Consider the following 24,050-nt stretch of genomic DNA (forward strand, 5'->3'; position numbering starts at 1 on the left):
CTAATCGGCGGGGACCAAAATTTCAACACGGCGCAGTTTTTTACCATCATGGGCAGGAACTACGACTACAACCACACACATATCTTTTCCATCCTGAAAAACTGGTGTGGAACGTACTAAAACAGCCGTCTTTTGACTAGCAATCTCCTTACCAATTTTAGCACACTGAGCAGCTTGCATAGAATCTGTACCTAGAAAAACTGCTATTATTAGAAATAAAAAAACTCTCTTCATCATAGATATTTTATAATCTATTTTAGGTGAATATAGAATGAACACTGTCTTTTTTGTCTCTCCAAAAATCACGCATGAGAAACATTCTCCATTCTGTATAACAGAATAAACGCTCAATTCTACCCCAAATTTTAACAATTTCAAAATAAAATCTGCTTGAAAGATTATACAATCATTGGAAAAGGCGTTTTTTAAACAAACCATAAAAGATGAAGATTATAATTTATAGAAGATAAAATCCTTATCTCAAAGTAAACTCTTTCTTCAATTAAGATCTTTCTTTGTCAAAACTATAGCAAAAAAGTATTTTTACTCCATATAACCATTACAGAGTTGTTTGGTGGCATTACTTTTTCATAGGCTCTCTTTCAATGTTTGACTTTTTTAAAAAAAAGAAAGCACAACAGGATAGACCCTTTCACAGTCCTGCACTCATTGAACTAGATGCACTTCTCGACACAGCACTTTATCGCCTCCGCTCTGCTAATGGTTCCTTCTGGAAAGGAGCAAAAATCCTCTCACAATCTTTTCATATCCAAGGATGGAAACGATTGATAATCGAAATTCTCAATGAAATACTCACATTAGGATTGATCGGTTTTACCCTTTTTACCATCGTTGGTATTTCTGTTTTCGAATTAACCAAAAAAGATTGGTATTCTCCTAAAAATTTTTCCATTCTTTTTCTAGATCGATATGGGAATCCCATTGGTCATCGTGGTGCATTACCGGCTCTTTCTGTTCCCGTTGAAGAAATACCTGATTATGTTATTAAGGCAGTTCTTGCAACAGAAGACCGCCGTTTTTTCGATCACTGGGGGATTGATTTACAAGGACTGACGCGAGCCATTTCCCAAAACATGCAAGCTAAGAGTGTGGTTCAAGGTGGCTCAACCCTTACACAACAATTGGCTAAAAATTTGTTCTTAACAAATGAGAGAACCATAACACGCAAAATCAAAGAAGCCTATCTTGCTCTTTGGCTAGAAGCAAATTTCAGCAAAAAACAGATTTTGCAACTTTATCTTGACCGTGCCTATATGGGAGGAAACAATTTTGGTATCGCAGCAGCTGCAAAATTTTATTTTGGAAAAAATATACGCAATATATCCCTTAGCGAATCTGCTATGTTAGCAGGACTCTTCAAGGCTCCAACCAAATATGCTCCTCATAGTCACCTCTTTGCTGCCCAAACACGTGCCAATGTGGTACTGGCTAATCTTGTTAATAGCGGTTTTATGACTGAAAGCCAAATTATCAACGCTCATCGTCATCCTGCCAGAGCACTTCTAAAAATAAAAAATACTCAACCTGATTATTTTCTTGATTGGGCATTCGACGAAGTCAAAAAAATGGCGGACCAATTTCCAAGTCATAGTTTAATCATTCAAACCACTCTCGATCCGGATATTCAAAAAGCAGCAGAAGAATCAATCGCGTATCATTTACAGCAATATGGTCAACAATACCGTGTTACACAGGCTGCTACCGTCATACTCGACAATAATGGCGCTGTATGTGCAATTGTTGGAGGAGTAGATTATAATAAAAGTCAATTTAACAGAGCAACACAAGGCGGCCGACAACCTGGTTCTTCATTCAAACCTTATGTTTACGCAGCTGCAATGGAACAGGGTCTGTCTCCCTCAACAATCGTCTCAGATGCTCCTATCAATTGGGGAGGCTGGTCACCGAAAAATAACTCAGGTCGTTATCTGGGTAAAATCGACTTGGCAACGGCTTTAGCTTTTTCCATCAATACCGTGCCTGTTTATCTTACCTATCAATATCTTAACCGCGATACAAAACCGATCATAGATCTGATCAAAAATATGGGAATTCATGCACATATTTTAGCACATAAAACTATGATTTTAGGGACCTCCAATATGACCCCTATGGATCAAGCAACCGGCTTTAATGTTTTTGCCAATGGGGGAATGGCTGGAAATCGCCATGGTTTTACGCAAATCAGGACAACAGATGGACATGTGCTGTGGGACTTTGAGCATAACGGAAATAAACCACATCGAGTCCTCAGTAGCCAATCAGCAGCTTATATGAATCAAATGATGGTTGGTGTCACAACAAGAGGATCCGGTAAACGTGCTGCCCTCCCTATGACCCTTGTTGCTGGAAAAACTGGAACATCACAATCTTATCGTGATGCATGGTTTGTTGGCTTTACTGGAAATTATACTGGAGCTGTATGGATGGGTAATGATGATTTTTCACCAATGAATCGGGCTTTTGGCGGTGGTGTTCCTGCCATGATATGGCACACCATCATGCTTTCTGCACACCAAAATATCATGCTCAAACAGCTTTATGGTGTTAAAGATTCTCTTCTCCCTTATCAACCACCAACACGTCCTTCCAATAATGATTCTGAACTTGCACTGCCAATATCCCATACACCCTCCTCTGAAACATTGAATATCATACGTCTGATTAACAATGATCTTAAAAAAATGTCTGTAACCTCTTTGAAAAAGGAAACTGTCGGAGCTTCAAAGCTTTGACTTCTGGAGTTTCTATCATGTTTGTTAAGATCATTATTCCCTTTTTCATTTGTGCTTTTTCCATTTTATGTGGAACACTGAGTGTCGATTATGTCCTCAATTCCTTTAATCATTTTGGACGCTTTACAATTGGAGAATGGAATGCTTACCCTGAAGTGGGAACATCCAACACTGATCCGTACACGCGCGCCCGCACTGCCAAACAAAGTGATATTTCAATTGGGAACACAGAAGGACTTACTTTTCAAATTTGGACAGATAACCACAGGCGTCCACTCCAACCCAATTGCCATTACTTACTTAAAGGTTACATCCCTGAAGCCCGCCTCTTTACACTTTATACAGCTGACAGATCACTCAAACCATACACTTCATCCAAGGAAATACCTTTCGAACTTTACACCAATAATATTACCTATGAAAGTGATGGTTCATTACGTATCAATATCTCACCAACACCGCAAACTGGCAATTGGCTTGCAACGGTTAGTCAAAAAGAATTCGGACTTATTCTTACTCTATACGATACCCCAATTCTCTCTGCAACGGCATTGCAAAAGCTCACCATGCCATCTGTAGAACAAATTCCATCAGGACAAATAAACTGTGATTAGATTCTTTCACGCTGCACTTCTTGCAATCATTGGCGCTACCATTGTCCATATTTGCGTTCTCTTTCTGATCCCCTATTGGGAAAAAAATAATATATGGACAGAACTTAAAAAATCAGGAAAACCTTATCAATTTGTTGACTTAGATAGGCATAACCCTCTTCAGCAGACCACTGATCCGTTCTTTCTCCTTAAAGTCTGTAGATTTGATCTCGAAAATGGTCCTGTTCATTTAAAGGCTTTGAAAACAAATCAATTTTGGTCACTCGCAGCCTATACACAGAACGGAATTATTTTCTACAGCCTAAATGATCGAACGGCTCCTGATACTACACTTGATCTCATCATTGGAAAACCGATACAAATCATAGAGATCAAACAGTCAAAGCCTAAAAATAACGCTAATTCAGTTTTGGTCGCTAAAAATTTGAATAAAGGTTTTGTGATCTTACGCATCTTTTCCCCTTCTTTACTTGCAAAAAAGGAAAGCGAAGCCTTCTTTTCATCTGCAACCTGCAGAACTATTGAATGAATAAAATCACACCGCCTTATCACTGTACAAAAATTCACTCTCTATACAATTGAACGAAAGCAATACCAAATATTCAGTTTCAAACGCAATCCGCTAAACATTAGAATTTGAATTGCAATTCTTATTCCAATTTTTAAATACCTGAATTTTTTCTTGGAATAAAAATCATCTAAACTGATTAATGCAATACTCTTTTGTTGAGACAATAATCTACTATACAACTTCGCAGAACAAATGAACATATTGATGGTAAAAGTGGAAATACAACGGGGCTTTTATTGCACTGAAAGCATATCATGTTCGATATGCAAAACCTCTCTTCAACCAGAAGAAAATAAATGAGAATAAAGTACTTTTTTGGCAAGCGCACTCATCACAAAGCTTGTCTTTTGAATTGACTTTCACGTTGTGACAATCCGCCCCGATAAAGTTTAAACCATTATATTGTTAAATCCATTGGGGGAGATAATAATTATCCAACCCAATTAGCGAAAAAGACTACAGAAGTTGATGGAGTATAAAGCATCCTTGATCTTAAAAGTAGGTGCTTTACTTTTGTTCTATAACGAGAAGCGTTCTATAAGATATGAAATCTCAGGAAAATTTCGCTTCTGTTCCATGATCGAGGGGAAGAAAGCTTCATGAAAAAGATATATGTTCGGTTAGTCTCAAGAGCAGCGGTATGGTCACCCCGTTTTGGCGTGCTGGCTTTCTCTATTTTGTTTTTTCAATCCTTTTACAGCGTTTTTCCATAATTGGCGTCGTTGATTTCATAATTTTAATCGTCATCTCTGCTTGCTGTGTTGTCGTATCCCTTTTTCTTGCACTCAAAGCACTATACAGTCTGTGGGTATACGGTGCTCTGGGGGGAATGAATGCTTTAAAAGGTATCATTTATTCGTTGATCACTGCTACGCCATTGGTATTATTTTTTGGATTTTGGTTTTCTTTGCCTGCTCTTCACGATGTTTCTACCGATACACAAAGACCGCCAGCTTTTTTTCGCACAGCACGTCCTAGTGATGCGTTGCCACTTAAAAGTGTTTTGATAGAACAAGCGGCATTACAAATGTCACAATGGCCCGAAATGTCGGGACGTCGTTATGATGGCTCACCTGATCGCATTCGCGATTCTGTTCTTAATGTTTTAGCTGCTTATGATTGGCCTATCATTGCTCAACAAGAGTTTAAAGATGAAGAACATGAGATTTATATTGAAACGATAGCAAAAACTTTTTACCTTGGCTTTATTTCGGATATTGTAATTCGTTTAACCGATGAAGGCGATACAACTTTTGTTGATATGCGTTCTGCTTCACGTTATTTGCCAAGGGATTTAGGGGCGAACGCTGCTTTTATTATCGATTTTATGGATGCACTTGATACAGAAATAGCATCACTTCCTCTTTCTCAAGATGATGAGTAAAAATTTAAAAGTCTTGTATGCTCTATTGGATAACACTGCTTATTGTTAAAATAAATTTTTCGATGTATAAAAACGAACAAATAGCTTATCAATTCCTATAACATATTAGCACTTCTTGACCGCATCTCCAAAAGACTTATAAAAGCTGCTCAGAACATAAATTGTGGTTAAAATCCTCGAATTCGAATTCTTAATTTTAAAATCATAGTGCATTGATCTTCATTATATTGTGAAAAATCTCATAACAATATTAAAGAATTGGTACAATAAGCTAAAAAATACTCTTTACAGGCTTATTTTTCTCAAGAAGATAATTAAATTCATCAATACATTAAATATTTTGATTAAAAATACAATGTAATTTAATATAATTAAATAAAAAATTAAATTTAAAGAACATATTTTATAAAAATATAAAAAATTAAATTAATAAATATTATAGCAATTAAAAAATATTATTTTTTGAATATTTTGTTAATAACTCTCTGTAAATTAGAGTTAATATCATTAAATTTATTTATAATGAGCGTAATAATTCTAAGCTTTATTTAAAAAATCTTAAAGCTCCCCCCTACTCTAGCGCTAAGTTTATAGACTGATATTTTATCCAATATGATGTCTCCTACTCTGCCCCATCTCTAATTCATACGTCTTGCAATCTACCAGAAATAGCTCTTCTAATTCTTCCTGCGATTTTTCCTCCAATGTTGTATCAACTTATAGCATGAGCATAATCTTTAATATCGCACACTGCTGATCAAATTGTTTAAACGATGTGAATCACTCTATAAGCGTACCCATTTTAATTCTCTTTTGATATTAAAAACCTAATTATAAAAATAAAATTTAAATAGATATTATGTAAATTAGATAAATTTTAAATATAATTCATAAATAATAAAATAAATTATTTTTACATTTTCATTATGAATCTTTATATTTTAAATTAAATGATAATTTTTATAATTTGTTTTCAAATAATTTGATTGTTTTTATAAAAAATATAAAGAGTATTTTTATAATTTTATTAAAATTAGTTTTATAGTTATTTTTTTGTGAACATATACTGCACGATGCTACACTTTTATTACTGATCGTACCTTCTTTTTTATTACACACAAAATCTTTTGTCGTCCTTATGGTAACTATCAAGCTGCTTTTCTCAGCGGATAGAAACATCTGACTATAAAAGTAATAAAAAAACTTCAAAAAGGTTCGGGATAGACAGAAAATAACTTAAAAGAATCAACGGAAATAAAATTCCCGCACTTTCTGATAACTCATTGATTTTATTAAAGTATGGCTGGGGTACCTGGATTCGAACCAGGGAATGCCGGTACCAAAAACCGGTGCCTTACCGCTTGGCTATACCCCAAAAGAAAAACACGCTCACAGCGACTTTTGCACCTTATAGCGATTCCTGTAATTGTACGCAATATCTGAAAATCAAAGCTCTTATTTTTTTATCATAAAGTTTTTAAATCTCGTTAGTGTTCCGTTGATACAAAGTTCGTAACAAAAACTTGTTTGTATGTACATCACTCAAACACGGGCTAATTAACCATCTATTATTTTGCATTTTTTGTGTTTTGTCATTTTATCTGTTGACTCCATCCTTCATTCATAACATAAAATCCCAATTTATATTTTGCTGACATATCTAGCATTGACTATCATTTCTTATTATAGCCTCTTTCTTGATGCATTTAAACCTAAGCTTTTTAGATAAAATCAGAAGAACGTAAACGTTTTGTATGTTCGACTTTTTTCTTCTTGACTGCACTCTTTATTTTCAGTTGTTCCACGCATAAAAATGCGTCCTCCCACCACTCAAAGGTTGTGGCAATAATATAGGGCGAACTGAATGAGATTACCATGGAAAATCCTACTTTTGGCTAATATGTGCACATTATCAGTCACAATTCAACTTATGAAATGTTTTAGACCTTTGCAAAATCAGTAATAACTTTAAAAGAATAATCGCTACCAGCCCATTGAAAAAGTCTGATAAAAACTCTAACATTTTTAATGTTAAGTAAGCTAAAAAATCTTTGCAAAATCCAATCAAGGATATTTTTGCAGAGTTTTAAATGTTGAAGAAATATTTTAACAAGTATGTGTATCAACTCATGAGAACGTGGGGGTTTTTTCATTCTTTAAAGAAGATGTTTGCTTTTTCTGTTAACCGACAGGTTCGTGAACCCCTTCAGGAGGAGGACTAAGTCAATCAATGGTAGTTTGATTAAGCAAATGCAGCTAAGAAGAAACATCTTTACACCAAGAAATGATCATGAAAACTTGATATAAACAAACTTCAACATTTGCTTTTAGATGCTGTAAATGGCAAATTAGACTTGTGGAGTGAGCTTAACAATTAGAATCGAGGAGATTTTTAAATGGCTTTTGAACTGGCACCTTTGCCTTATGATTACGATGCTCTTTCGCCTTATATGTCACGTGAAACACTTGAATATCACCATGATAAGCACCACCTCGCTTATCTAACCAATACTAACAACTTTGTAAAAGATTTAGACTTAGAAAACGAAAGTCTTGAAAACATTGTTAAAAACAGCTTTAATCAGAATATTGGCTTGTTCAATAATGCAGCCCAATACTACAACCATAATCATTTTTGGCATTGGATGAAAAAAGGAGGGGGTGGTCAAAAACTACCTGAAAAATTAGCAAAAGCTATTGAAGCTGATTTGGGTGGTTATGATAAGTTCCGCGCCGATTTTATTGCTAGTGGCGTTGCACAATTTGGTTCTGGATGGGCATGGCTTGCTGTTAAAGATGGTAAACTTGAAATAATGAAAACGCCTAATGGCGAAAACCCTTTGGTCCATAATGCCCAACCTATTCTCGGTGTTGATGTGTGGGAACATTCCTATTACATTGATTATCGCAATGCGCGTCCAAAGTATCTTGAAGCTTTTGTCGATCATTTAATTAATTGGGACTATGTTTTGAAACTTTACGAAGATTGTGGATTTTAAATTGTTTACATAACTTTTTATGTTGTATTAAAGGCTCCATACTTCATGAGGGTATGGAGCCGTTCAAAGAGAGAAGGTATCACATTAGCAACAGTTTTTTCCTGCTCTTTTTAAGATATACGCGTAGATATATGCAATTTCTTCCAGCTTTGAAAAACGCCCAGCCGATCCTGCATGACCTGAATCCATGTTAATACGTAATAAAATCGCATTATTGTCTGTTTTTAAGTCACGCAACTTTGCAACCCATTTTGCTGGTTCCCAATAGGTTACTCGAGGATCAGTTAATCCTGCAATTGCAAGGATAGAAGGGTATTTTTGAGCTTTAACATTATCGTAAGGTGAATAGGAGGCGATAAGATTGTAATCCTCCTGTGATTCAAGAGGATTCCCCCATTCAGGCCATTCTGGAGGTGTTAACGGCAACGAAGCATCTAACATCGTTGTTAAGACATCAACAAAAGGCACATTTGCTACGATCCCAGAAAAGTCCTGTGGTGCTATGTTTGCGATAGCCCCCATTAACATCCCTCCTGCTGAACCACCATGAGCAATGAGACGATCATGTGCCGTGAATTTATTATTTACAAGATAGCGTCCACAGGCAATAAAGTCTGTAAATGTATTGTATTTAAAACGGTGTTTCCCTTTCTCATACCATTCAACTCCCTTTTCTTTTCCTCCGCGAATATGGGCAATAGCATAAACAAAACCTCTGTTAACCAAAGACAGTAAAGTGCTATTGAAACTTACAGGAATAGAAATTCCATAAGCACCATAACCGTAGAGAAGACAAGGAGCACTGCCATCAAGAGTTGTGGTTTTATGATAAAAAAGTGAAATAGGGATTTTCTCACCATCCTCTGCAGTTGCCACAATGCGCCGTGCTATATAATCATCCTTGTTATGCCCTGAGGGAATTATCTGCGTTTTGAGAAGTGTTCGTTTACGACTTTTCATCTCATAGTCAAAAACTTGATCAGGTGTTGTCATAGATGAATAGGTAAAACGAATGGTTTGACTGTTATATTCTGCAGCCCCCTGTAAACTTAAAGAATAAGCCTCTTCTGGAACAGAAACGGAATGAATTTGTTTGGTGGTACGCTCCATTACTTTTATAAGAGGAAGCCCCTCAAAGCATTCAAGCCAAACAAGAAAGTCTTGATAAGCATCATGGCATAGAATCAAACGTCCAAGCTGATGTTTCACAAGTTCAGACCAATTTTCTGATTGTGGAGATGTGTATGGTGCTACCATAATTTTGAAATCTTTTGCGTTATCTAAATTGGTCAGAATATAAAAAACATCACCACCTTCTGTAAGAGAATATTCAACACCTTTTTGTCGCTTGCGTACACATTGGGGAACAGTGAGAGGGGCCTCAGCAGGGATCAGCCAAATTTCTGACGTTTCATGATCATGAATATTAATATAAATGACATCATTGAGTTTGGAACCACTCACGTTTAAAAAAAATCCTGGATTATCTTCACGAAAAATCAGCTTATCTTGCGATTGATCAGTATTTAATCGGTGATAATAGAGCTCTGAAGGCCGATGATTTTCATCCATCTTAGTATAAAAAAAACCTTCCGATTGAGCATCCCATACAATCTGTCCGGATGTATCAACAATTGTATCCGTATAATCAGATAATGTTTCCAAACTACGAATTTTAGCTGTGTAAAATTCTGATCCCTTATCATCATAGGTCCATGCAACATGTTTATGATCAGGAGATTCTTGAACTGAACCAAAATTGAAATATTCCTTCCCCTCAGCCAAAGCATCACCATTAAGATAAACGCTTTTTTGCTCTCCATTCCTCGCTGTCCGAAAATAATGAGGGTACTGACCTCCGGTAACATAAGAGAATCCATACGCAAAAGGCCCATGTTTTATAGGAACAGAACTGTCATTCTCTGGAATTCGTCCCTTCATTTCAGCAAAAAGCAGTTCTTGTAATGGCTTGGTATCAGCCATTTGAGCAGCTTGATAGGCATTTTCTTGTTCAAGATGATGCCTAATATTTTCATCAAGACAGCTAGGATTTTTTAAAACGTCTTGCCAATTAGATGCACGCAACCAATGATAGGGATCATCACGGCAAATACCATGATACAAGTCTTTATAAGTAATTTTGGGTGCTTTGGGTGGCAATACAGAAGAACGAGTCATATACGATCCTATATGAAAATATATCTATGGTTTCGTTTATAAATGGGAATCATATCATTTATGCGAATGCATAAATCTATAGGTTTAACGCACTTTCATAAATATAACTGCGATCATTTCCACAATTACTCTTTGGACTTCTTTTTATTACATTTTATAAGTACTGTCCTCTGAAAATTACGCCACTCTCATAAACACTCTAAAAAATTGCTCTCTTTGAGAGCAACGCTGAATTTTTCTCTAAATAGCAGAAATAACTCCTCAATAATACACAATAAAATTTATTTTAAGTGAGAAAATTTATTTAGAATGTATAATTTAAGGAGGAAAAAATTCTTCAATACCATAATAATATATGTTTATGTATTATCCTCATAACGTTTTACATCTGTTAAATAGAGTGTGACTTCTCAGTTTATTCACCGTATTTTTGCATTAAAGGAGATTTTCAAGTCGCTTTTCATATTCAGAAAAGCGCATCTTATCATGACATAAATAAGATTTTCAAAGTTTAAAAATAATAGTAAAATGTTATAAATATACAAAATGAGATATTTATTTTGTATTTACGTTTTTAAATTTAATATTTTATTTCTTTTTTTGCTAAAAAAGAAATAAAATATTTCTATACTATTTTTTATATTTATGATATATTTCAACATTATGCATGATTTTTTATAAAAAAACTATATTATAATAAAAAATAAGTCATTTCTTCTTATCCTGTATTATGACAAAAAGTAGGTTTTTGTTTGATTTTTTTGTGTTTCGGCGATTTTATAGAATAATTGAATTGACAAAAAAGATTTTTGTACAATATGAAACCTACGTGCATCGGATCTCTGTATTATGAGTATGAGTGCCAATGATATCTCGATTTTAAATTAAAGGAAAAAAGAATGGAACATCGTCCAGTCTTAGAGACTGAAAGCAATTTAGTTATTACATTAGTTGCTGATATTGTTGCTGCTTACGTAAGTAATAATTCGATCCGACCGACTGAAGTGCCAAGTTTAATTGCTGATGTCCATGCCGCTTTTCGTAAAGCAGGAAACGCGGATTTAATAGAGGTTGAAGTCGAAAAGCAAAGGCCTGCGGTTAATCCAAAGCGTTCGGTCTTTCCCGATTATCTTATTTGCCTTGAAGACGGAAAGAAATTTAAATCCTTGAAACGTCATCTCATGACCCATTATGGAATGTTGCCAGAGGAATATCGTGAAAAGTGGCAATTGGACAGTTCTTATCCTATGGTTGCACCTAATTATGCAAAAGCGCGCTCGGCTTTGGCGAAGGAAATGGGACTTGGACGTAAAAGCAAACGGAAGAAAACAAAATAACCACATTTTTCAAAAAAGCCTTGTCTCTAGTCTATGAAAGTGTTTTTGAGAAAGCACGTTTTCAATGAGGGTCTTGTACGGTTTTTGCTATGGGAGTTTGTTCTTATAGGTAACTTTCGTTGCGGATTCTCTCAATCATCGATTTAAGGCCATTCGATCGTTGTGGTGTAAGATTTTCTTTTAAACCAAGTGTTTCAAAAAGTCCTTCGGCATCGGAATCACGAATCTCGGAGGCTTTTTTTCCTGAATAGAAGGCGAGAAGAATATAGATAAGTCCACGCACAATGTGAGCATCGGAATCACCCTGAAAGGTCAGTATTGGATTTTCTGAATCATCACGTGAACATAAAAGCCACACTTGGCTTACACAACCAGGGACTTTGTGCGCATCATTTCGAGCATTTTGGGGAAAAGCTGGTAATTCATGGCCAAGTTCAATCACATAACGATAACGATCTTCCCAGTTATCCAAAAGAGAAAAATTTTCTATAATATCATCGATCGTTTCTGCCATAACCTTCAGTCCTGTTTTGTTTTTTATGATCATGTTGATGTATTTGGCTGACAGAATAAATGCTTATTCCTCTTAGCATAAAACCAATAGTGAGCATTAAAAACTTTTATTTCAAGGGAGTATTGGATGATTCTTTTTTTGTGGAGGCTTTTCATCCACATTGGGGGAAATATCTTTAAATTGAGCCATATTCTTGTCGCTTAATATATTTCCAAGATACTCGTAAGCTGCTTTTGCACCATAACGCGCACGTTCCCATAGTAAACTTAAAAGAGATTTTCCGACTTTGCAGGTTTCTGTATTACGGTCACAGAATCTTCCTAAGTCACTGAGAGTTCCTTTAAAAGCCGTCATTACATCACTTGTTGTTGTCTCAAACTCTCTCTGGCTAAAGGAAGGGTTATTGCTCGACTTTGCTGCAAAAAATGAAATGATGATAAAAACAAAAACAAAAAAATGATAATTTGATTAAAAAACGTATCATAGGCAGCCAATGTACTACATTTTCAAATAAAACAAAAGCTACAGTTTACGCTCTTTCTCGTTAATAAAAAACTTATAAAATCGAGCACTTGTTTAGCAGATTCGTGTCGTTGACTAAAAATATAGCATATGACTGTGCAAAAATGAGATGCATTATCTTTTCTTTAGCAATTTAACATTAAATTTACATAACCAAAAAGGAGCCATTGGAGATAGAGAGGATCGTACTCTCATCACACTAACCTTGAGAATGAATATATTTTTTCAAAAAAACAATAAGATAATAGTTGTAGTAATAGCTGAATCTTAAAATCCCTAGTCGCACCTGTTAGAATTTTCTGTTACTACAAAAAAGCTCCAATATTAGAGAGGATTAAACAAATTGTTTATTGATCTTACGGATATATTTTTGAAAATAAGTCCAGCTAAAGTGTACGCAATTTATTGAATATTAGGGGAATGGATTTATATCGGAGCATGATAGACCCATGCTAACAACCACACCATGAACAGAGAAGCGTAAAAGTGCGAGTATGAAAAACATTTGAGAAAAGCTGTCATCACTTTGTCAATGTTATAGGATGTCTCTAACTTAACTGCAAATGCTATCAAATATATGCGCAAAAAATATATAATAAGATAATGCATAGACTGTCTTTGAGATACTCATGAAGCATTGATTACGGGTGATAATGAAATTGAGAAACATGGATCAAGGATTTTGTTTATTTATAAATACCACTTTTGAATAAGATATTTTATTTATTTTAACAATTTTAAAGGATAGAGAACAATAACATAGCTTCCTCTCACTCTCGATGAAAGTGAGAATAATTTTATATTTGTTTCTATATAATTAACAATCGTAATTAGAATTAAAAATTAAATTAATGACAAAAAAAAGAAAAATAAGAAAGAAAAAAAATCAAAAAAATCGCTTACAGAGTAGTATTATTATAACAATTTTTCTCATAAATATTCTTTTATTTTTTTGTTATAAAAAAGATTTATCTCTATACACAAAAAAATACTTTGTTTTTTGTTGGTTTTATTCTTTTTACTATCAGTTTTGGATTTTTTGCATTTAATGCTCTATTTTCACAAATAAAAATACATCAAAATATTTTTACACAACCGAAATTCACATCCTTTCCAAATAGAGAACCAAATCCCGCTTTGTTCTTAAAAGAAGAAAAATTTCAAGCAAGTCCGCATGTTCCTTCTGTACGATCTCCGAGTTCTTTAAACAAAAACTCATCGTCACATTCTGCATCACAAAGCATACTAGAAATGCAAAAGAAATTAGCAAAACTAGGACTCTATGATGGTCCTTTAGATGGACTACAAGGACCTAAAACGCGTCGTGCCATGACACTATGGAAACAACAAACTGCTGAGAAAATGCAAAACAATGTTTTACAAAAAACTATAACAGACGAAATTGCGATGCTAATTAAGCAGAGCGAAATGGAAATGACCAATGAGAAAACAAAAGATCTGCCTCATTCAACAGAACCTGTTTTAGAGCCTACTGTTGCAGATATTATAGAAGTGCAAAAAGCTTTACGTATTTTTGGTAATCAAGAGGTCATTGTTACAGGTATAGAAGATCAAAAAACAGTAGAAGCTTTAAAACAGTTTCAAAAAATGTTTGATCTTCCCATAACCGGTCGGATCAATCATACAGTTTTGGTGAAAATGCGTGAAATCGGTTTATTAAATTGAATGTGATCAGCTATTTTACTAAAATAAACCTTGAAACCATGTTTGTATCCTATAGCTCTTTTCATACATTCATCAAAGATACACTCCCTCTCTCTCATATACGATTTATAGGATATCCTAGAGATTTTCTTTTTCTTAGTGCACCCAGGTTCATTTCACAACGCCGTCCGTGAAGGGTATAACGGTAAATCCATTGAACAACACTACTCTCTTTAGGCTTGTGAAGAAGCAAGACGGCACCATCGTACTCTTTGCCAACTCAAAATGTTGCGAGAGCTCTTGGCATTTGAGACGGTTCATAAGAGGTACTTTTCTCCTTATCTTAACAGTTTTTACCCACATGTCAGTCCCGCTTTTGACGTGCAAGCAAATAATTTTGATTGATTCAGCATAAACAGATTTGAAATGAGAAAATCTCGCGATATCCGGTGCTCCCATTCAAGCTGCAAAAACAATGAATTATCATTGTAAATCAATATCTTATTTCTGTAATGAAAGAAACGAAGAATCCGTAACAACTTATTTAGCCACTACAGCAACTCTACAGAAGAATACTCTAAAACGCCTCTCTCTTTTTTGCAATTGCTGCTTGCGCTGCTGCTAAGCGCGCAATTGGTACTCGGAAAGGAGAACATGAAACATAATCCAGATCATTTTCTTCACACAAAGCAATAGAAGCAGGATCGCCTCCATGTTCACCACAAATTCCCAATTTAATTTTTGCACGCTGCGAACGCCCACGCTGCGCAGCAATGGCAATCAGCTCTCCCACTCCATCACGGTCAATCGATACGAAAGGATCTTGTTCCAAAAGTCCTTTTTGAAAATAGGTTGCTAAAAAAGGTGCGGCGTCATCCCGTGAAATACCAAAAGTGGTTTGCGTCAAATCATTTGTACCAAATGAAAAAAATTCGGCAGTTTCAGCAATTTCATCTGCTAGAAGAGCCGCTCTTGGCAGTTCAATCATTGTCCCAACCATGTATTGAAGAGTGCGTCCCTTCTCCTTCATTACTTCACACGCTACCTGATCGATATGTGCTTTGACAAAATCAAGTTCAGATTTCAGTGCCACAAGTGGTACCATAATTTCAAGCATAACAGGAGATGCAGTTTTTTGAGCAGCTTCCGCAGCTGCTTCAAAAATTGCCCGTGCCTGCATTTCGACAATTTCGGGATAAGTAATGGCCAAACGGCATCCTCTTAACCCAAGCATAGGGTTAAATTCATGCAACTGCTGTGCGCGTTCAACGAGCGCTTCCTTAGAAACTCCCATAACTTTCGCAACATCAAGAATTTCTGCATCTGTTTTTGGCAAAAACTCATGGAGTGGCGGATCTAGTAAACGAATAGTAACAGGCAAACCACACATAATCTCAAACAATTGAACAAAATCTGAGCGTTGCATCGGCAAAAGCTTATCGAGCGCTTTACGACGCCCGCTTTCATCATCACTTAAAATCATCTCCCGCATAGCAATAATGCGTTCACCAGAAAAAAACATGTGCTCCGTACGACACAGACCAATACCTTCTGCCCCAAAGGAATGCCCCATTCTTGCATCAGAGGGTGTCTCAGCATTAGCGCGGACTTTTATACGCCGCATCCCATCAGCCCACTCCATTAATTTTGCAAAATCTCCGCCAAGCTTAGGTTGCAACATCGCAACCTTGCCTTTAAAAATTTCTCCACTCCCACCATCAATCGTAATGACATCGCCTTTTGTAAAACTTTGCCCTGAAGCAAACATTGTGTTTGTATTATAATCAATCCGCACACTCCCTGCCCCAGAAATACATGGCTTTCCCATACCACGCGCCACAACAGCAGCATGACTTGTCATACCACCACGTGTCGTTAAAATCCCTTCTGCAGCGTGCATACCGTGAATATCTTCTGGACTTGTCTCTACGCGTACCAAAATAACTTTTCGTCCTTCTACCGATGCAGTTTCTGCCTCGTCCGAAGTAAAAACAATTTCACCAGTTGCTGCACCCGGAGAAGCAGGTAAACCACGTGCAACAACAAAACGCCCTGCTTTAGGATCAAGTGTTGGATGTAGAAGTTGATCAAGCGATTTTGCATCAATGCGCATGACCGCCTCTTCACGGCTTATCAACCCCTCTTCAACCATTTCAATCGCCATTCTTAAAGCCGCACGTGCTGTTCGTTTTCCCGAACGAGTTTGCAACATCCACAATTTACCTTTCTCAATCGTAAACTCGAGATCTTGCATATCGCGATAATGCTGTTCAAGCTTTTGCCCAATCTGACACAATTCTCCAAAAGCTTCTGGCATAATTTTTTCTAAAGAGGGCCTATTTGAGTCCGCAGCAATACGTGCATTTTCTGTGATATTTTGTGGAGTTCGAATGCCTGCCACAACATCTTCACCCTGTGCATTAACTAAAAACTCACCGTAAAGCTCTTTTTCCCCTGTTGATGGATTGCGTGTAAAAGCAACACCTGTTGCTGAATCCTCCCCCATATTGCCAAACACCATCGCCTGGACATTAACTGCCGTTCCCCAACTTTCAGGAATATTATGTAAACGACGATAAGTGACCGCACGTGCTGTCATCCAACTTGAAAAAACCGCTCCAATCGCACCCCATAATTGTTGTTCAGGATCTTGCGGAAAAGGTTTGCCTAACTTTTCTTCAATATGTGCCTTGTAAGAAACAATAACATCTTGCCAATCAATCGCTGTCATTTCTGTATCAATAGCATAACCATTGCGTACTTTTGAATCATCAAGAATCTCCTCAAAATATGCATGCTCTAATCCCAACACAACATTCGAATACATTTGAATAAATCGACGATAACTGTCATAAGCAAAGCGTTCATTGTTGGTTTGTAAAGCAATTGCTTTCACAGTTTCATCATTCATGCCAAGATTAAGCACTGTATCCATCATTCCCGGCATAGAAGCCCGTGCTCCTGAACGAACAGAGAGTAAAAGTGGCCTTTTTTCGTTACCAAATTCACGTCCTGTTTGTTCACCAATATGCTTAAGAGCTTGTTCGACAGCCTCCTGTAATTCCTTTGGATAGGACTTACCGTATGCGTAATAAAAATTACAAACTTCTGTCGTCAGAGTAAATCCAGGAGGCACAGGCAGACCAAGATTACTCATTTCTGCTAAATTAGCCCCTTTACCACCAAGAAGATTGCGCTCACTTGCGCTTCCTTCGGCACTGCCATCACCAAAGCTATAAACCCATTTTGTCATCGTAAAAGTCCTCCCATATCAGCATCAAAACATCATTTGATCCCGGCTAATCCTCAAAAGCAATATTCAACTCAAAATTGGCTAAACCAAAGAAACATCGCTTTATCAATACGCAAAATCCCTTTCCTCCCAAAAGAAGGGCACCGATCATAAATATCAACACCTATCTTCTGAAGAAAAAATTTAGTTTTTAAGAAAACTCTCAATCACTGAAAAGAAGGCTTCTACTGACATCGCACCTTCATATTTATTACCATTAATAAAGAAGGTAGGTGTTGCATTGACACCAAGTTCTTTTCCACGTTCAAAAGACGCATTCACTTCATCCAAAATGGACTGATTTTTCAAACAAGCATTAAAACTTTCATCAGTAAAACCAGCCATTAAGCCAATTTTCTTCAACGGCGTGACAGCATCTCTTCCCCAAACCCACTCAGACTGCTTTTGAAATAAAACTTCTATCAAAGGAAAATAACGATCTTCTGGTGCACAGCGCGCTAACATAAAGCCTGCTGTTGCACGAGAATCAAAAGCAAAATCTCGGAAAATAAGTTTCACTTTGCCCGTTTTGATATATTTTTTACGAATTTGAGGAAGTACATCATTATAAAAATGTGCACAGTGAACACACGTTAATGAAGCATATTCAACAATTGTTATTGGTGCGTTTTCCTCTCCCTCAAACCTATCCTTAACCTTGCCTGATTTAAGAAGTTCCACCATATCAACAGTTGAAACTGGCTTAACTTCACCAGCTAAAACGGCGTTTACACTGATTTGTATGGTTGTTATTAGAGCAAAAATTACCGTGAAAGACAAAAAGGAACGACAGTTTATCATCAATAATACTTTTCTGTTGTTATTAAACGAATAAGAATCCAACACTCTTTCATATACTAAAGAAAAATATGCAAAACACTCTACTCTATTTATTCTTTTTTTCTGCAAAAATGCAACAGCCAAGTTCATAAAGTGATTGGCGTAAACTTTCATTTTCAACCCCCTCAAGCATTTTTTTTACGCATTTTTTGTCTTTTTCACTCACAGATAACTTTCTTGGCAACTGATCACTGAGAACCGAAACGCGCCTTTGTTCAATTTTGATGCGATTAAGGGCAACATACCCAAAAAAACCATTAATTCTTTGAATCAATTCCTCTGTCTCATGCATCAATTTTAATGCAACAAACCCTTCACACGCCACAACAAGTGTTCCAGGTTGAAAAATTTCATCTTGATCTACGCGACGTTTCCAAATAATTTTAAGTGGTACTGTATGTTTAGCGATATCACGTCCTACAATCTGTGACCAATTCTCTATAAGCGTAACATTAAGCCCTGTTCGCTTACGTAAAACTGGATCAAGCATTTTGAATACCGTCTCAGAAAGAGAATAAAAATGGCGCTTTTGCAATTGTTTGCTCATTTTTCTAAATTATCATCAAAACATTTACCCAATTATAACAATTTTTTCTTTCATCTAAAAATTCTTACTCTGAGAAATTAATGAAATATCGAGAAAATTCCACTGACTTAACCAAAAGTCCTATAATCAGAAAAAAACCAACTATGAATTGCAAAATAAGGACTTTTTTCTTTTGCATTTTATATCTCCCTATGGTTGACAAAAGTCATGCATGAAATTTCTTCACGCCTTCTTTCTTGGTACGATCAAAAACACCGGCACCTCCCCTGGCGTATTACTCCTGAAGAACAAATGCAAGGCATCCGCCCTGATCCTTATTGCGTTTGGCTTTCTGAAATCATGCTGCAACAAACAACAGTCGAAGCTGTTAAGCCCTATTTTAAAAAATTTCTGCAACTTTGGCCTAACCTTTCTTCTTTAGCAAAAGCCTCACAAGATGATATTATGAAAGCGTGGGCTGGTCTTGGCTATTATTCACGTGCACGCAATCTTAAAAATTGTGCTCAGCAGCTTGTCGAAAACTACGCAGGACAATTTCCACAATCTGTAAAAACATTGCGCACTCTATCCGGTATTGGAGATTATACTGCTGCTGCTATCGCAGCTATTGCTTTTAACCATCCTGTCGCTGTTGTTGACAGTAATGTCGAACGTGTTGTAGCACGCTTATTTGCTATCACCTCAGTCTTACCCAAAGCAAAAGCTGAAATTAAAGAAAAAACACAAAAAATTACTGCTTTAAATCGCCCCGGTGATTTTGCCCAAGCTATGATGGATCTGGGAGCAACAATTTGTACACCACGTAAACCATCTTGTTCTCTCTGCCCTCTCCAAAGTTTTTGTAGAGCAGAAAAAATGCAAAAAGCAGAGTTTTTTCCAGTCAAAGCTCCTAAAAAAGAACGTCTTTCAAAAACTGGTGCCGCTTTTGTTGTCCTTAATGAAAAGAAGCAAATTTATCTCGAAAAGCGACAGGGTGAAAAATTACTCGGTGGTATGACCCAAATTCCTAACAATATTGGAACAAAGAATCCAAATGGACTCCAAAATGCACCCTTTACTGCTAATTGGCAATTTAAAGGACAAATTACCCATGTTTTTACCCATTTTTCCTTGAAACTTGATATCTACTATATTGACGGTATTCGCGAAATAAAACATCAAAATGGCTGGTGGTGTAACATTCACCATCTTGCTGAACAGGCACTCCCTACCGTGATGAAAAAAGCCATTGCTGTCGCAATTCCCCATCCTTTCAAGTTTAAATAACGCTCCTCACTGAATAGATGAAGTCTTTAGTTAACGTAAACGCATTCACCTTATACAATACCCGTTTTTAACATCTGCGAACGTATTACCATTCTTAACTCATCTATTGATTTCAATTGTCCATTTTCCTCATAATACCAAAATGCCCAACCATTACAGCTTTGCGAATCTTGAGCCTTTCGCCCCATCGCATGAATAGAACCAGCTTCACCACTATACATGAGAGTGCCGTCGGCTCTTACAACAGCAGATACTTGCTTCTTTCGATCATAAAGAATTGCTCCAGGACGAATTAAACCCGCTTCAAGGAGACTGTTGAATGCAACACGCGGTTCTGCTTTTTTTCTATCAAAAATCGCTAATTCTGGTTCGGCTAAAGGTTCAACCTTAGCAATCCTTTCATAGGCTGCATCAATATATTGTTGCTCACGTTCAATACCCACAAAATCACGCCCCAACAGTTTAGCAACAGCACCTGTCGTTCCCGAGCCAAAAAACGGATCAAGAATAACGTCACCAGGCTTACTAGACGCCATAATAATACGCGCTAATAAAGGTTGTGGTTTTTGTGTTGGATGTAATTTACGTCCTGCTTCATCTTTTAAACGTTCAGCACCAGTGCAAAGAGGGAAAAGCCAATCTGAACGCATTTGTGTATCTTCATTGGCAGCTTTTAAGGCATCATAATTAAATGTGTATTTTTTATCCTTTTGATCTCGAACAGCCCAAATAAGCGTCTCATGAGCATTTTGAAAGCGGCGACCACGAAAATTAGGCATGGGATTATTCTTACGCCAAATAATATCATTCAGAATCCAAAAACCTAAATCTTGTAAAGCCGTACCAACCCGAAAAATATTATGGTAAGATCCAATAACCCAAAGTGTTCCATTGGGTTTTAATACACGACGACATGCAAGCAGCCACGCACGTGTAAATGCATCATAAGCAGCAAAACTCTCAAACTGGTCCCATGCATCATCAACTGCATCAACAAGCGAATGATCTGGACGGTATAAAGCACCCTCTAATTGTAAATTATAAGGAGGATCAGCAAAAATCACATCGACAGAATGTTTGGGCAGTTTTTCCAGTACTGCAACACAATCTCCTTTTAAAATTTCATTACGCCATGACATCTGTGAAGAAGTCTGGACAAAGTCTTTTTGAAGCTGAATAACTGACATGAAATACCCAACACAATGAACTGAAATTATCCCATAATCAAAAATGACTTATAGGCCCGCATTATTAATCTATATTCACAAAATAGAGTAAATGGATCGTTAAACTCATTTAAAATTGTTGCTCATTTCTGCAAAATTGATATTAGTTTTGCTTTTTTAAGAATAATAAAGCAATTTCATACTGTTAAATCCTTATTTCTCTTTGTTTCAAGAGACCCTTCACATATCCTTCCCTTTGTTTTATCAAACAATAGGAATCGTTTTCAGAGCATATTTTTATGAAATAAAGTCTTCTCACTGTCATTTTTAAGCAAATTTTCAAGCTTAATAAGTAACATATAAAGGAATATCTCATGCCCCAGATAGATCTCATTATTTTTGATTGTGACGGAGTTCTGGTAGACTCTGAATATCTCGCAGCACAAATTGGATCTCAATTACTTAAGAAAACTGGATATGAAATATCACCTGAAGAATTGAGTACACGTTATGCAGGGCTAATCTTTCTTGATATTCTTAAAAAAATTGAACAGGAAACAGGAAAACCCATTTCTGCTTCTCTTATAGATCAGATGACAGATCTTTTTCGAGCACAAATAAAAATTGAATTACGTGCTATCGATGGGATAAGAGAAGCAATAGACGCTATACAATCTCGCTATCCTTATTGTATATGCTCTAATGCAAAAAGCACAGATATAAAAGAGATGCTCACTATCGTTGATCTCTATGATTTTTTCGATGATAAAGATAAAATATTTTCTGCTCCTGAAGTTGGGACAAAAAAACAAAACCTGCCCCTGATGTTTTTCTTTTCGCTGCACAACAATTGCGCGCAAAACCTCAAAATACTCTTGTTATAGAAGATTCACTTCATGGCGTACATGCTGCAAAAGCAGCAGGTATGCGTGTTATCGGTTTTACTGGAGGTTCGCATAGCTATCTTGGGCATTCTAATGCACTTGTAGAGGCTGGTGCTGAAACAGCTATTACAAAACATGCCCATTTACTTGAAGTCTTAGAAGCTATGGCAGTATGGCAAGATTTATCATAAAAAAAGTCCCTTAGAAAGATATCAACTCATACTGTGTCTCAGTAATATTTTTACTAAAAATTTCTTGCCTTGATAAAGCATACCATAAAAATTAAGAACTGATTGCACTGGCTGCGTATGGCTAACAACTGCTCTTGATTATGCTTATAATCAATGGCAGTTCATTTTTACACAATGTATATTCTACTCATTGTGAATGAAAGTTATACATTTTTTTATAATAAAAAGCGCATATAATTGGATATGCTCCCTACTCTATTCAGCAGTTGGATAATAATAATTAGTTAATCGCAACAATAATAAATACAAAATGCAAATAAAATCTCAATACAATTCTTATCCTAGAGCCTACAGTTCATAACATTCACTATCACGTATAAATTTGCATTCATATTCAGATTATGACTAGATCAAAAATATCTTAATCATCTTATTAAATTTTTTATATCTCTTTTTAATACATAACAGAAATTAAACAGTGTATTCATCAATTTATCTTAAGAACTTTAAATCATAAATTATAAAGTTACATTTTGCATCTTAAGTTATTTTTTATAAATCTACATAATAGAAAATATTAATTAGAATCCATTTAATTATTATCATTTAAATCATAATTATGATTTAAAAAGAAAATTCTATAATAAAAAATATCCAAAATAAGAATAAATAATCATTCTAAAGATGAGAAATTCACGAAAATTTCAATAAGAATCTATAAAATATTTTTTAAAACATTTCTTTAAAATTTTTATCTTATTTTATCATATCTTTAATAATTATAAAAAATATAATTACATTGTGTATTTTTACTATTGATTAAATATAAATAATAATATACATTATGGTTAATATATCATTCTCTATGTGAATACAATTTGTATATATACAATCTATTTACACCGTATTTGATGATGTATTTAATTAATTTAAAAATATAAAATATTGAGGTAAAATTATGAAAAAAGTACTTAGAAATCAGCTCTTGAGTATTTTCACAGCTAGTGTTTTTTGTCTTTCACAAGTTGCAAATGTTCATGCAAATCACTTAGACAATGACTCTCAACCAGTATCCCGTATTTCCGTAGTAGAACAGGGAAATAAAAAAACAATTAATATGGCCTCTTTTTATATTCCAAGTTTAAATCATGGAACAGGGAATGAAGCTGCTTTTGAAGGAAAAGTTGAAAAGGTAGTTGGACCCCTTACAATAGGTGTAGGAGTAATGACCGCTGGATACGCCATCAGCGCAATTTCAACTATAATAGGATGGATAACGCAAATCATAGCACTCTTCAAAAAGTAAAGCACAAAAAAAATACCT

Annotated in this window: 14 protein-coding genes, 1 tRNA gene and 4 pseudogenes; 10 read left to right on the top strand and 9 right to left on the bottom strand. The window is 35.8% G+C overall.

What is annotated here, in order from left to right; genetic code table 11:
- Entirely contained in the window at positions 1-237 is a 237-nt protein-coding gene (locus BN200_RS00975) for a hypothetical protein (protein WP_034988818.1), read from the bottom strand.
- A 368-nt stretch (positions 238-605) separates the two neighbouring features.
- Between BN200_RS00975 and BN200_RS00980 the strand changes: the two genes are divergently transcribed.
- The 4 genes and pseudogenes from BN200_RS00980 to BN200_RS00995 all read left to right on the top strand — a co-directional run bounded on the left by BN200_RS00980 (position 606) and on the right by BN200_RS00995 (position 5,325).
- On the top strand, positions 606-2,756 hold the full coding sequence (locus BN200_RS00980) for a transglycosylase domain-containing protein (RefSeq protein WP_019220537.1): 2,151 nt from the start codon (positions 606-608) through the stop codon (positions 2,754-2,756).
- A 17-nt stretch (positions 2,757-2,773) separates the two neighbouring features.
- On the top strand, positions 2,774-3,370 hold the full coding sequence (locus tag BN200_RS00985) for a DUF1214 domain-containing protein (RefSeq protein WP_019220538.1): 597 nt from the start codon (positions 2,774-2,776) through the stop codon (positions 3,368-3,370).
- Positions 3,363-3,899, top strand: a complete 537-nt coding sequence (locus BN200_RS00990) for a DUF1254 domain-containing protein (RefSeq protein ID WP_019220539.1) — start codon at positions 3,363-3,365, stop codon at positions 3,897-3,899. Before BN200_RS00985 ends, BN200_RS00990 begins: the two co-directional genes overlap by 8 nt.
- 641 nt (positions 3,900-4,540) lie before the next feature.
- Positions 4,541-5,325, top strand: a pseudogene (locus BN200_RS00995) (DUF1499 domain-containing protein).
- Between the two features lie 1,300 nt (positions 5,326-6,625).
- Here BN200_RS00995 and BN200_RS01000 read toward each other — a convergent pair.
- A tRNA-Gln gene (locus tag BN200_RS01000) sits at positions 6,626-6,700 on the bottom strand.
- A gap of 1,021 nt (positions 6,701-7,721) precedes the next feature.
- Between BN200_RS01000 and BN200_RS01010 the strand changes: the two genes are divergently transcribed.
- The gene (locus BN200_RS01010) at positions 7,722-8,324 is read left to right on the top strand and encodes a superoxide dismutase (protein ID WP_019220541.1); all 603 of its coding nucleotides are present in this window, start codon (positions 7,722-7,724) and stop codon (positions 8,322-8,324) included.
- An 84-nt stretch (positions 8,325-8,408) separates the two neighbouring features.
- Here BN200_RS01010 and BN200_RS01015 read toward each other — a convergent pair whose 3' ends face one another.
- Positions 8,409-10,502 (bottom strand): S9 family peptidase, encoded by a 2,094-nt coding sequence (locus tag BN200_RS01015; protein WP_019220542.1) that lies wholly within the window; start codon positions 10,500-10,502, stop codon positions 8,409-8,411.
- An 899-nt stretch (positions 10,503-11,401) separates the two neighbouring features.
- On the opposite strand from BN200_RS01015, the gene BN200_RS01020 reads away from it, so the two are divergent.
- Positions 11,402-11,839: a Ros/MucR family transcriptional regulator gene (locus BN200_RS01020; protein WP_019220543.1), complete on the top strand. Its 438-nt coding sequence runs from the start codon at positions 11,402-11,404 to the stop codon at positions 11,837-11,839.
- A gap of 103 nt (positions 11,840-11,942) precedes the next feature.
- On the opposite strand, the gene BN200_RS01025 is transcribed toward BN200_RS01020, so the two are convergent.
- Positions 11,943-12,353: a SufE family protein gene (locus BN200_RS01025; protein WP_034988823.1), complete on the bottom strand. Its 411-nt coding sequence runs from the start codon at positions 12,351-12,353 to the stop codon at positions 11,943-11,945.
- A 111-nt stretch (positions 12,354-12,464) separates the two neighbouring features.
- Positions 12,465-12,837, bottom strand: a pseudogene (locus BN200_RS01030) (DUF5330 domain-containing protein).
- An 889-nt stretch (positions 12,838-13,726) separates the two neighbouring features.
- Between BN200_RS01030 and BN200_RS01035 the strand changes: the two are divergent.
- Positions 13,727-14,561: pseudogene (locus tag BN200_RS01035) on the top strand (peptidoglycan-binding domain-containing protein).
- A 556-nt stretch (positions 14,562-15,117) separates the two neighbouring features.
- Here BN200_RS01035 and ppdK read toward each other — a convergent pair.
- The 3 genes from ppdK to BN200_RS01050 all read right to left on the bottom strand — a co-directional run bounded on the left by ppdK (position 15,118) and on the right by BN200_RS01050 (position 19,219).
- Positions 15,118-17,793 (bottom strand): pyruvate, phosphate dikinase, encoded by a 2,676-nt coding sequence (gene ppdK, locus BN200_RS01040; RefSeq protein ID WP_019220548.1) that lies wholly within the window; start codon positions 17,791-17,793, stop codon positions 15,118-15,120.
- Positions 17,794-17,976: 183 nt separating this feature from the next.
- Complete coding sequence (locus BN200_RS01045) at positions 17,977-18,633, bottom strand: DsbA family protein (protein ID WP_019220549.1); 657 nt, start codon at positions 18,631-18,633, stop codon at positions 17,977-17,979.
- Between the two features lie 85 nt (positions 18,634-18,718).
- Positions 18,719-19,219, bottom strand: coding sequence for a DUF721 domain-containing protein (locus BN200_RS01050; protein WP_019220550.1), 501 nt, complete (start codon positions 19,217-19,219; stop codon positions 18,719-18,721).
- 207 nt (positions 19,220-19,426) lie between these two features.
- Between BN200_RS01050 and mutY the strand changes: the two genes are divergently transcribed.
- Complete coding sequence (mutY, locus tag BN200_RS01055) at positions 19,427-20,485, top strand: A/G-specific adenine glycosylase (RefSeq protein ID WP_051007739.1); 1,059 nt, start codon at positions 19,427-19,429, stop codon at positions 20,483-20,485.
- A 50-nt stretch (positions 20,486-20,535) separates the two neighbouring features.
- Here mutY and BN200_RS01060 read toward each other — a convergent pair whose 3' ends face one another.
- Positions 20,536-21,624, bottom strand: coding sequence for a site-specific DNA-methyltransferase (locus BN200_RS01060; protein WP_425277063.1), 1,089 nt, complete (start codon positions 21,622-21,624; stop codon positions 20,536-20,538).
- 401 nt (positions 21,625-22,025) lie between these two features.
- Here BN200_RS01060 and BN200_RS01065 point away from each other — a divergent pair.
- Together BN200_RS01065 and BN200_RS01070 are read left to right on the top strand one after the other, a co-directional pair.
- Positions 22,026-22,726: pseudogene (locus BN200_RS01065) on the top strand (HAD family hydrolase).
- Positions 22,727-23,684: 958 nt separating this feature from the next.
- A complete protein-coding gene (locus tag BN200_RS01070; RefSeq protein ID WP_019220553.1) occupies positions 23,685-24,032 on the top strand; it encodes a hypothetical protein in 348 nt (115 codons plus the stop codon).
- Positions 24,033-24,050: the final 18 nt, after the last annotated feature.

The sequence above is a fragment of the Bartonella senegalensis OS02 genome (assembly GCF_000312545.1).
Lineage (GTDB): Bacteria > Pseudomonadota > Alphaproteobacteria > Rhizobiales > Rhizobiaceae > Bartonella > Bartonella senegalensis.